At 70.8% G+C, this 10,109-nt stretch carries 11 protein-coding genes; 5 read left to right on the top strand and 6 right to left on the bottom strand.

What is annotated here, in order from left to right; genetic code table 11:
• Positions 1 to 49 precede the first annotated feature (49 nt).
• The 4 genes from msrB to O1G21_RS12480 form a co-directional block, all read right to left on the bottom strand.
• Entirely contained in the window at positions 50 to 454 is a 405-nt protein-coding gene (gene msrB / locus O1G21_RS12495; RefSeq protein ID WP_270143347.1) for a peptide-methionine (R)-S-oxide reductase MsrB, read from the bottom strand.
• 22 nt (positions 455 to 476) lie between these two features.
• Entirely contained in the window at positions 477 to 1,886 is a 1,410-nt protein-coding gene (gene murC / locus O1G21_RS12490) for a UDP-N-acetylmuramate--L-alanine ligase (protein ID WP_405000631.1), read from the bottom strand.
• Between the two features lie 108 nt (positions 1,887 to 1,994).
• Positions 1,995 to 2,456 carry an indole-3-glycerol phosphate synthase gene (locus O1G21_RS12485; protein WP_270143345.1) on the bottom strand — a complete coding sequence of 154 codons (462 nt, stop codon included), beginning with the start codon at positions 2,454 to 2,456 and terminating at the stop codon, positions 1,995 to 1,997.
• Between the two features lie 51 nt (positions 2,457 to 2,507).
• Positions 2,508 to 3,299: a pyrimidine reductase family protein gene (locus tag O1G21_RS12480; RefSeq protein ID WP_270143344.1), complete on the bottom strand. Its 792-nt coding sequence runs from the start codon at positions 3,297 to 3,299 to the stop codon at positions 2,508 to 2,510.
• Between the two features lie 85 nt (positions 3,300 to 3,384).
• Between O1G21_RS12480 and zapE the strand changes: the two genes are divergently transcribed.
• The 5 genes from zapE to O1G21_RS12455 all read left to right on the top strand — a co-directional run bounded on the left by zapE (position 3,385) and on the right by O1G21_RS12455 (position 9,074).
• Positions 3,385 to 4,473, top strand: a complete 1,089-nt coding sequence (zapE, locus tag O1G21_RS12475) for a cell division protein ZapE (protein ID WP_405000630.1) — start codon at positions 3,385 to 3,387, stop codon at positions 4,471 to 4,473.
• Entirely contained in the window at positions 4,470 to 4,934 is a 465-nt protein-coding gene (locus O1G21_RS12470; protein WP_270143342.1) for a hypothetical protein, read from the top strand. The genes zapE and O1G21_RS12470 overlap by 4 nt, the downstream gene beginning before the upstream one ends.
• A 64-nt stretch (positions 4,935 to 4,998) precedes the next feature.
• Entirely contained in the window at positions 4,999 to 7,092 is a 2,094-nt protein-coding gene (gene uvrB, locus O1G21_RS12465; protein WP_270143340.1) for an excinuclease ABC subunit UvrB, read from the top strand.
• Positions 7,093 to 7,325: 233 nt separating this feature from the next.
• Positions 7,326 to 7,904: a TerD family protein gene (locus O1G21_RS12460; protein ID WP_270143338.1), complete on the top strand. Its 579-nt coding sequence runs from the start codon at positions 7,326 to 7,328 to the stop codon at positions 7,902 to 7,904.
• A 189-nt stretch (positions 7,905 to 8,093) separates the two neighbouring features.
• Positions 8,094 to 9,074 carry a TerC family protein gene (locus O1G21_RS12455; RefSeq protein WP_270143336.1) on the top strand — a complete coding sequence of 327 codons (981 nt, stop codon included), beginning with the start codon at positions 8,094 to 8,096 and terminating at the stop codon, positions 9,072 to 9,074.
• Between the two features lie 56 nt (positions 9,075 to 9,130).
• Here O1G21_RS12455 and O1G21_RS12450 read toward each other — a convergent pair whose 3' ends face one another.
• Both O1G21_RS12450 and O1G21_RS12445 read right to left on the bottom strand, forming a co-directional pair.
• Positions 9,131 to 9,430 carry a UTRA domain-containing protein gene (locus tag O1G21_RS12450; protein WP_270143334.1) on the bottom strand — a complete coding sequence of 100 codons (300 nt, stop codon included), beginning with the start codon at positions 9,428 to 9,430 and terminating at the stop codon, positions 9,131 to 9,133.
• Positions 9,427 to 10,080 (bottom strand): MBL fold metallo-hydrolase, encoded by a 654-nt coding sequence (locus O1G21_RS12445; RefSeq protein ID WP_270143332.1) that lies wholly within the window; start codon positions 10,078 to 10,080, stop codon positions 9,427 to 9,429. The genes O1G21_RS12450 and O1G21_RS12445 overlap by 4 nt, the downstream gene beginning before the upstream one ends.
• Between the last annotated feature and the right edge of the window lie 29 nt (positions 10,081 to 10,109).

Here is a 10,109-nt window from a genome sequence, read left to right as displayed (position 1 = left end):
CGGAGGGCCCGGACGGTCACCGTCCGGGCCCGTCTGTGATCCGCCGGTCCTACTCGGTCGGCCGCAGCGTCAGCGAGATGCTGTTGATGCAGTAGCGCTGGTCGGTCGGCGTGCCGTAGCCCTCGCCCTCGAAGACGTGCCCCAGGTGCCCGCCGCAACGGGCGCAGCGCACCTCGACCCGGCGCATGCCGAGCGAGTCGTCCTCGATGTACTGGACCCGGTCCTCGGCCAGCGGCGCGTAGTAGGAGGGCCAGCCGCAGTGGCTGTCGAACTTGGTCTCGGAGCTGAACAGCTCCGCCCCGCAGGCCCGGCAGCTGTAGACGCCGACGGTCTTGGTGTCGGTGTACTCGCCGACGAACGGGCGCTCGGTGCCCGCCTCGCGGAGCACGTGGTACTCCTCGGGGCTGAGCTGGGCGCGCCACTCGGCCTCGGTCTTCTGGATCTCGTAGCTCATCACGACTCCCGCTCGGCGTACGTCAGACCTTGGAAGCAACGTTCGAGAGGTGCTTGAGAATTTCGGGGCCCAGGTTGGTGACGTCCCCCGCGCCCATGGTGAGCAGCAGGTCGCCCGGGCGGGCCAGGCCGGCCAGCAGGGCGGGGGCGGCGGCGAAGTCGTGCTCGGCGGTGACGTCGGCGCCGGCCCGGCGGGCGGCGTCGATGATCAGTTCGCTGGTCACGCCCGGGATCGGGTCCTCGCGGGCCGGGTAGATGTCCAGCACCACCGAGGCGTCGGCCAGCGCCAGGGCCCGGCCCATCTCCTCGGCGAGCTGCTGGGTGCGGCTGAACAGGTGCGGCTGGAAGACCACCAGGACGCGGCCCCCGCCCTCCAGGCCCTCGCGGATCGCCTCCAGGTCGGCGGTCATCTCGGTCGGGTGGTGGGCGTAGGAGTCGATCACCTGGACGCCGGCCGCCTCGCCCTTGAGCTGCAGGCGGCGGCGCACGCCGGTGTAGGCGCCGAGCGCCTTGGCCAGGTCGGCGGCCGGGACGCCCAGCGCGACACCGGCGGCCAGCGCGGCCACCGCGTTGTGGGCGTAGTGCCGGCCGGGCACCGAGACGGTGAAGGTCAGCTCGGCGCCGTCCAGCAGCACGGTGACCTCGCTGGTCATGCCGCGGGCGACCACCGAGAGGACGCGCAGGTCGGCGTCCTCGGCGGCGCCGACGGTCACCACGTTGAGGCCCTCGCGGCCGGCCACCCGGGAGGTCAGCTCGCGGGCGCCGTCGTGGTCGGCGGAGACGACCAGGGTGCCGCCGGGGGTGATCCGGCCGACGAAGGTCTCGAAGGACTCGTAGATCTCGTCGATCGAGGCGTAGTTGGCGTGGTGGTCCAGCTCCACGTTGAGCACGATCGCCACCTCGGGCGCGTACTTGTGGAAGCTGCGGTCGCTCTCGTCGGCCTCGGCGACGAAGATCTCGCCGGTGCCGTGCTGGGCGTTGGAGCCGGGGGCGTCGAGGTCGCCGCCGATCGCGTAGGACGGGTCCAGGCCCAGCTCGCCGAGGGCGACGGCGAGCATGCTGGTGGTGGTGGTCTTGCCGTGGGTGCCGGCCACCGCCAGCGCCCGGCGGCCGCCCATCAGCGCGGCCAGCGCGTCGGAGCGGTGCACCACCGGGATGCCGCGCTCGCGGGCGGCGACCAGCTCCGGGTTGTCGGCGCGGATCGCGCTGGAGACCACGATGCTGCTGGTGCCGTCCGGCACGTGCTCGGCGGCGTGGCCGACGTGCACCGTCGCGCCGAGGGCGCGCAGCGCGAGGACGGTCTCGGACTCCTTGGAGTCGCTGCCGGAGACGCTGGCGCCGCGCACCGCGAGGATCTTCGCCAGGCCGGACATCCCGGCGCCGCCGATGCCGATGAAGTGCGGGGCGTGCAGGTCGTGCGCGGCGTCGTTCAAGGCGTGGCTCCGTACGGGCGGGGGCTTATGGGCAGATGGGTCCGGCGATGCGCGAATCGTCCTCGCGGACGGACCGCAAGGACGATTCTGCACCACGGGCGCGCCGGGCTAGGAGTCGCTGGCGAACAGCCTCAGCACCGGCACCCCCACCTTGTGCCGGGCCTGGGAGGCCCAGTCGCGGTGGAAGAACTCCTCCACGAAGTGCGGCGAGGTGAGCACCACCACCTCGTCGGCCCGGTGTTCCTCGACCGCCACGCGCAGCCGGTCCAGCGGCTTGTCCTCGACCAGTTCGCCGATCGCCTCGGCGCCGGCCGCGCGCAGGTGGCGCAGGCTGTGCTCGAGCGACTCGCTGGCCACGGTCGGGCCGCTCTCGGACTCGTCGTGCTCGTGCACCACCTTGTCGAGGTGGCCGAGGGCGACGTCGTCGAGCGCCCGCAGCAGTTCGTCCTGCTTGCCGCGCGGCTGCATCAGGACGACGAAGGACACCTTCTCGTCGCTGTGGAGCGTCGTGACCAGCTCCACGTCCGCGTCCGAGAGAGCCTTTTCGATCATCAGTACCGTCTTGAACACGTGAGTCCCTTCCAGTGGCCGGCCCCCGGGCCCCGGCATCGCATAACGGGATCACGATCGGGGGGTCACGGGGTCATCCGAACCCAGGTGACGCAGGTAGCGGGTGAAGAGGAATCCTTTCTGCTCGATCAATGAGACCAGCCGCATCCGCTGCACGTCCGGCATTTCCGCATCGCGGAGGATGCGCGGCGCGTCCCCGCCCGTGACCAGCGGGGCCAGCGACAGGCACAGCTCGTCCAGCAGGCCCGCCGCCGCCAGCTGCCCCAGCAGCCGCGGCCCGCCCTCGGTCAGCAGCCGGGTCCAGCCCCGCTCCACCAGCGCCGCCACCCCCGCCCGCAGGTCCACCGAACCGCGCCCGGCGAGCACCAGGTCGGCCACCTCGGCGACCTCCCGGCGGCGCTCCTCGGCGGCGTCCTCGACGGTGATCACCACCGTCCTGACCAGCGGTTCCGTGAACAGCGGCGCGCTCAGGTCGAGGTCCAGCGAACGGCTCACGATCGCGATCGCCGGGGCCGGGGACTGCCCCGCCGCCGCCCGCGCGGCCGCGAACTCCCGACGGGCCCGGGCCGGCCGGTAACCCTCCGCCCGGACCGTCTCGGCGCCCACCAGCACCACGTCCGACAGCGCGCGCAGCACGCCGAAGATCCGCTTGTCCGCGTCGCCGGACAGGCCCTCGGACAGACCGTCGAGCCTCGCCCCGCCGTCCAGTCCGGAGACCATGTTGGCGCGCAGCCACGGGCGCCCCCGATTCACCTGGTCGGGGTACGCGTAGACGGCGGCGAGCGATTCCAGATCGGACGGATCGGCGACCGGAGCACCCAGCGGGCTGATCAACTGTTGCATGCCCTCAGTGTTCCACCGGAGCCCCTCCGGAGGAGGTCCGGAGGCGTTTCGGGGGCGGTCGGGACCAGGCGTACCCTCTACTACCGTGCCCGCAGCCTCCCGCCCCGCCACCGCGACCGATCCGATAGCCGCCGCGAGCCCGGCCGGCAACCCGATCGCGCTCACCGACCGCCGCCCCGTCGTGCCCGCCGAGCGGCTGGTCGCGGAGATGGTCCCGCCGCCCCGGTTCGCCGACGTGAGCTTCGGGACGTACATCCCGGACCAGACCCAGCCCAGCCAGTACGAGGCGGTCCAGGTCCTCGAGCAGTTCGCCGGCACCCTCGGGCGAGGAAACGGTTCCGCACCCAAGCGCAGCTGGTTCCGCCGCACCGCCCCCGCGCCCACCGGCCCCGCCGGGGTCTACCTCGACGGCGGCTACGGCGTCGGCAAGACCCACCTGCTCGCCTCGCTCTGGCACGCCGCTCCCGGCCCCAAGGCCTTCGGCACCTTCGTCGAGCTGACCAACCTGGTCGGCGCGCTCGGCTTCCAGCAGGCCGTCCAGACCCTCTCCGGGCACACCCTGCTGTGCATCGACGAGTTCGAGCTGGACGACCCGGGCGACACCGTGCTGGTCTCCACCCTGCTCGGCCGGCTGGTCGAGAACGGCGTCAAGCTGTGCGCCACCTCGAACACCCTGCCGGAGAAGCTCGGCGAGGGCCGCTTCGCCGCCGCCGACTTCCTGCGCGAGATCCAGGGCCTGTCCGCGCACTTCCGCCCGATGCGGATCGACGGCCAGGACTACCGCCACCGCGGCCTGCCCGACGCCCCGCCGCCCTACCCCGACGACACCGTCGACGCCGTCGCCGCCCGCACCCCCGGCGCCTCGCTGGACGACTTCGACGCCCTGCTCGCCCACCTCTCCGCCGTCCACCCCAGCCGCTACGGCGCGCTGCTGGACGACGTCACGGCGGTCTGCCTGCGCGGCGTCCGCCAGGTCGACGACCAGTCCACCGCGCTGCGCCTGGTCGTCCTCGCCGACCGGATGTACGACCGCGAGCTGCCCATCACCGCCTCCGGCCTCCCCTTCGACCAGGTCTTCCCCGAGGACATGCTGCGCGGCGGCTACCGCAAGAAGTACCTGCGCGCGATATCCCGCCTGGTCGCCCTCGCCCGGGACAGCGAGAAGCTGGGGTGAACGTCTTCGAGGGCGGGGGCCGCGAGCTGGAACTGCGCAACGGCGCCACCGAGGTGCTGGTCGAGGTCCTGATGCTCGCGGTCACCGCCCTCGCCCGGGAGGACTGGGACCACGCCTTCGCCGCCGAGCTCGCCCGCCAGGACCAGAACCTGATGGGCCGCGGCATGGTCGGCCTGCGGCTTGAGGACCTGGGCTGGGGCCCCGACCCGGAACGCGGCCGCGCCTTCGCCCTCGCCGTCGTCGACCTCGCCCTCACCCGGCACCGCTGGGACGAACTCGGCTACGACCCCCCGCACGCCGAGGACCACCTGCGCACCCTCCGCCTGCTGATCGAGCACACCCGCCCGGCCCCCGCCCCACCCGCCGACCCCACCGAGGTCATGGCCGCCACCTGCCGCCACCACCGCATCCTCACCCCGCTCGCCTGGTACCCCGCCTGCGTCCTCTGCGGCCGCGCTTGACCGAGCGCCTGCGGGCAGAGCGGAAGCGGCCACGGTTGTCAGTCGTGGGTCGTACGGTGGAGGCGTGCGTCCCATCACGAGTATTGAGCGGTCCGTGGCGCCCTTCGAGGTCGTCAGCCCCTTCCAGCCGAACGGTGACCAGCCGGCGGCGATCGCCGAGCTGGAGCGGCGGATCAAGGGAGGGGAGAAGGACGTCGTGCTGCTCGGTGCCACCGGTACCGGCAAGTCGGCCACCACGGCCTGGATGATCGAGAAGCTGCAGCGCCCCACTCTGGTGATGGCGCCGAACAAGACGCTGGCCGCACAGCTGGCGAACGAGTTCCGCGAGCTGCTGCCGAACAACGCGGTCGAGTACTTCGTCTCGTACTACGACTACTACCAGCCGGAGGCGTACGTCCCGCAGACGGACACCTACATCGAGAAGGACTCCTCGATCAACGAGGAGGTCGAGCGGCTGCGCCACTCGGCGACCAACTCGCTGCTCACCCGCCGCGACGTGGTCGTGGTCGCCTCCGTCTCCTGCATCTACGGCCTCGGCACCCCGCAGGAGTACGTGGACCGGATGGTCCCGCTCAAGGTCGGCCAGGAGATCGACCGCGACGTGCTGCTGCGCCGCTTCGTCGACATCCAGTACGCGCGCAACGACGTGGCCTTCACCCGGGGCACCTTCCGGGTCCGCGGCGACACCATCGAGATCTTCCCGGTCTACGAGGAGCTCGCCGTCCGGATCGAGATGTTCGGCGACGAGATCGAGTCGCTCTACACCCTCCACCCGCTCACCGGCGAGATCATCAGCCAGGACGAGCAGATCTACGTCTTCCCCGCCTCGCACTACGTGGCCGGCCCCGAGCGCATGGAGCGGGCGATCACCGGCATCGAGCAGGAGCTGGAGCAGACGCTCGCCAAGCTGGAGAAGCAGGGCAAGCTGCTGGAGGCCCAGCGGCTGCGCATGCGCACCACCTACGACATCGAGATGCTGCGCCAGATCGGCACCTGCTCGGGCGTCGAGAACTACTCGATGCACTTCGACGGCCGCGAGCCCGGCTCCCCGCCGAACACCCTGCTGGACTACTTCCCGGAGGACTTCCTCCTGGTCATCGACGAGTCGCACGTCACCGTCCCGCAGATCGGCGCGATGTACGAGGGCGACGCCTCGCGCAAGCGCACCCTGGTCGAGCACGGCTTCCGGCTGCCGTCCGCGATGGACAACCGCCCGCTGAAGTGGGAGGAGTTCCTGGGCCGGATCGGTCAGACGGTGTACCTGTCGGCGACGCCGGGCCCGTACGAGCTGTCGCGCGGTGACGGCCAGGTCGAGCAGATCATCCGCCCGACCGGTCTGATCGACCCCGAGGTGATCGTCAAGCCGACCGAGGGCCAGATCGACGACCTGGTGCACGAGGTCCGCAAGCGGGTGGAGCGGGACGAGCGCGTCCTGGTCACCACGCTGACCAAGAAGATGGCCGAGGACCTCACCGACTACATGCTCGGCCTGGACATCCGGGTCCGGTACCTGCACAGCGACGTGGACACCCTGCGCCGGGTGGAGCTGCTGCGCGAGCTGCGGGCGGGCAAGTTCGACGTGCTGGTCGGCATCAACCTGCTGCGCGAGGGCCTGGACCTGCCCGAAGTGTCGCTGGTGGCGATCCTGGACGCGGACAAGGAGGGCTTCCTGCGCTCCGGCACGTCGCTCATCCAGACGATCGGCCGCGCCGCCCGCAACGTCTCCGGCCAGGTGCACATGTACGCGGACCGGATCACCCCGTCGATGGCGAAGGCGATCGACGAGACCAACCGCCGCCGGGCCGTGCAGCAGGCCTACAACAAGGAGCACGGGATCGACCCGCAGCCGCTGCGGAAGAAGATCGGCGACATCCTGGACACCCTCGCCCGGGAGGACGTGGACACCGACGAGCTGCTCTCCACCGGCTACCGGGGGTCCACGAAGGGCGGCAAGGCCCCGGTGCCGGTGCTCGGCGGGGAGCGCAAGCCCGCGAAGTCGATGCCGGCCGCCGAGCTGGCGGACCTGATCCAGGAGATGACCGACCGGATGCACACGGCCGCCGCCGATCTCCAGTTCGAGGTCGCGGCCCGGCTGCGCGACGAGGTGAAGGAGCTGAAGAAGGAGCTGCGGCAGATGCGCGAGGCCGGGGTGGCCTGATCGGGCCCCCGAATGACACCGGTCAAGGCCAATGGTGTCTCAGCCTTGCCACAAACCGGTTAACCCGGAGGAGCCGCAGGTGCCGCAGGCCATAGGCTGGCCTGCGGCATCGTGCCCTCGGGACGGGGTTGCGGGCCGTACGCAGAGGGGGCCTCAGCCGGGGGACGGCGACGGGGTGTTCCATCGTGGAGCCGTGCGGGTGTGACCGCGCGGCCGGCAGAGAGGACAACGTCGTGTCGGTGAACCTTGCCAAAGGGCAGCGGGTCAGCCTCCAGAAGGGGGCGGGCGCCACCCTGACCGTGGTGCGGATGGGGCTCGGCTGGCAGGCCGCCCCGAAGCGGGGCCTGTTCGGCAGCCGGACCAGGAAGATCGACCTGGACGCCTCGGCGCTGCTGTACGCCGAGAAGACCCCGACCGACGTGGTGTTCTTCCAGCACCTGGAGTCCACCGACGGCTCGGTACGGCACACCGGGGACAACCTGGAGGGCGGCTCCGGCGCCGAGGACGACGAGGCGATCCTGGTCGACCTGCTGCACGTGCCGGCGCACATCACCCAGGTGGTGTTCACGGTCAGCTCGTACACCGGGCAGACCTTCGCCGAGGTGAGCCGGGCGCACTGCCGGCTGCTGGACGAGACCACCGGGATGGAGCTGGCCCGCTACGAGCTGGCGGGCGGCGGGCCGCACACCGGCCAGATCATGGCGAAGGTGGTCCGGGACGGCAACGGCGGCTGGGAGATGCAGGCGATCGGCGCCCCGGCCAAGGGGCGGACCTTCCAGGACCTGCTGCCGGCGGTCGAGCCGTTCCTCTGACGGCTCTTTACTTTCTTTACTCTTCCTTGCCTTCCCTGTTACTCTTCATGGCGGCGGAGGGGAGTATTCCTCGACAGCCGACCCCGTCATCACGGGTGCCCGTCGCGGCATCCCGGGGCGCTGGCCCGATGGGCGGAAGAGACCTCCGGCAGTGACGACCCGTCTCGCCTGGCTGCCGGAGGAGCAGTAATGGACGTTTCCGTAACCATGTGGGCCACCACGATCGGTGTGCTGATCGCACTGATCGTGGCCGACTTCTTCATCGGGGGACGCAAGCCGCACGAGGTCTCGGTCAAGGAGGCCGGGATCTGGACGGCCGTCTGGATCGTGCTCGCGGCGCTCTTCGGCGGGTTCCTGTGGTGGCACTCCGGCGGTCAGCCGGCCGGCGAGTTCTTCGCCGGCTACATCACCGAGAAGTCGCTCAGCGTCGACAACCTCTTCGTGTTCATCCTGATCATGGGCAAGTTCGCGGTGCCCAGGATCTACCAGCAGCGCGTGCTGATGTTCGGTGTGATCATCGCCCTGGTGCTCCGGGCGGCGTTCATCGCCGGCGGCGCGGCGCTGGTGGCGCAGTTCTCCTGGGTGTTCTTCCTCTTCGGCGCCTTCCTGATCTGGACGGCCTGGAAGCTGATCAAGGAGGCCCGGGCGGATGAGGAGGACGAGGAGTTCGAGGAGAACCGCCTGCTCAAGTCGATCACCCGGCGCTTCCCGTCGACCGACAAGTACCACGGCACCAAGCTGTTCATCGCGGAGAACGGCCGCCGCCTGATCACCCCGATGCTGATCGTCATGCTGGCGATCGGCACCACGGACGTGCTGTTCGCCCTGGACTCGATCCCGGCCATCTTCGGCCTCACCCAGGACCCGTACATCGTCTTCACCGCCAACGCCTTCGCCCTGATGGGCCTGCGCCAGCTGTACTTCCTGATCGGCGGCCTGCTGAAGAAACTGGTCCACCTGAGCTACGGCCTCTCGGTGATCCTCGGCTTCATCGGCGTGAAGCTGGTCCTCCACGCGGCGCATGAAGCCGGCGCGAACGTCCCGGAGATCGGCATCCCGTTCTCGCTCGGCTTCATCGTGGTGGTGCTGGCCGTGACGACGGTGACCAGCCTGATGGCCTCGAAGAAGCAGGAACAGCCCGAGCGCGAGCCCGAGAAGCTCGACGCCTGACCAGAATTGAGTGAGCTTGGGCCCCGCCGCCGGATGCGTAATCCGGCGGCGGGGCTTCAACTCTGCGGTCGCCGACCGTACTCGGCGACCCAACGCGAGCCGAGCAGCACGATGTCGGCGGTCTCGACCGGGCGGCCGGTGGCCTGGTCGTAGTAGGTGCGCTCAATTGCCATGACGGGCACGGCTGGTGCGACGCCGAGGGCCTGGGCCTCGGACCGAGTCGCCTGGCGGGCAGTGACCCGCTCGACCGGCATGCCGACCTCGATGCCGATGAGAGCCATCCGGTCGGCGACGCCGATCCCGGCGTGCGGTCCGGCTTCCGGCAGGACGATCAGGCTGCCGCCGGACTTCGTCACCAGCCGCGCTCGCGCCACTCCTCCAGGTGGGGGCGCTCGGCGCCGAGGGTGGTGTCGTTGCCGTGGCCGGGGTAGACCCAGGCCTCATCCGGCAGGACGTCGAAGATCTTCTCGTTGACGTCCCGGAAGAGGGTCTTGAAGGCCTCCGGGTCGCCCCAGGTGTTGCCGACGCCGCCTGGGAAGAGGCAGTCGCCGGTGAAGACGTGGGGGTGGCCCTGGGGGTCGTCGTAGATGAGCACGATCGCGCCGGGGGTGTGGCCGACCAGGTGGCGGACGGTGAGTTCGACGTCGCCGACCCGCAGCTTGTCGCCGTCGGCGAGCAGCAGCTCGGTGGGGACGTCGATGCCCTCGGCGTCGTGCTGGCCGGCGGCGGTGCGGGCGCCGGTGGTGGCGACCACCTCGGCGAGGGCGCCCCAGTGGTCGTGGTGCCGGTGGGTGGTGACCACCGTCTCGAGGTCGTCGCCGACGGTCTCCAGCAGCACCGGGGCGTCGGCGGCCGCGTCGATCAGCAGCTGCTCGTCGGTGGCCCGGCAACGCAGCAGGTAGGCGTTGTTGTCGTACGGGCCGACGGCCACCTTGGTGATGATCAGGTGGGCCAGCTCCCGCACGTCCGGCGGTCCGCCGACCTTGACCGCTCCGTGGTACGTCATCCGTCCGCTCCTCCGGGTCCGGCTGCAAC

Origin of the sequence: Kitasatospora cathayae (assembly GCF_027627435.1) — a bacterium.
Classification (GTDB): domain Bacteria; phylum Actinomycetota; class Actinomycetes; order Streptomycetales; family Streptomycetaceae; genus Kitasatospora; species Kitasatospora cathayae.
The sequence above is the reverse complement of the archived record's forward strand: the minus strand, read 5'-3'. Positions and strand labels throughout refer to the sequence as shown.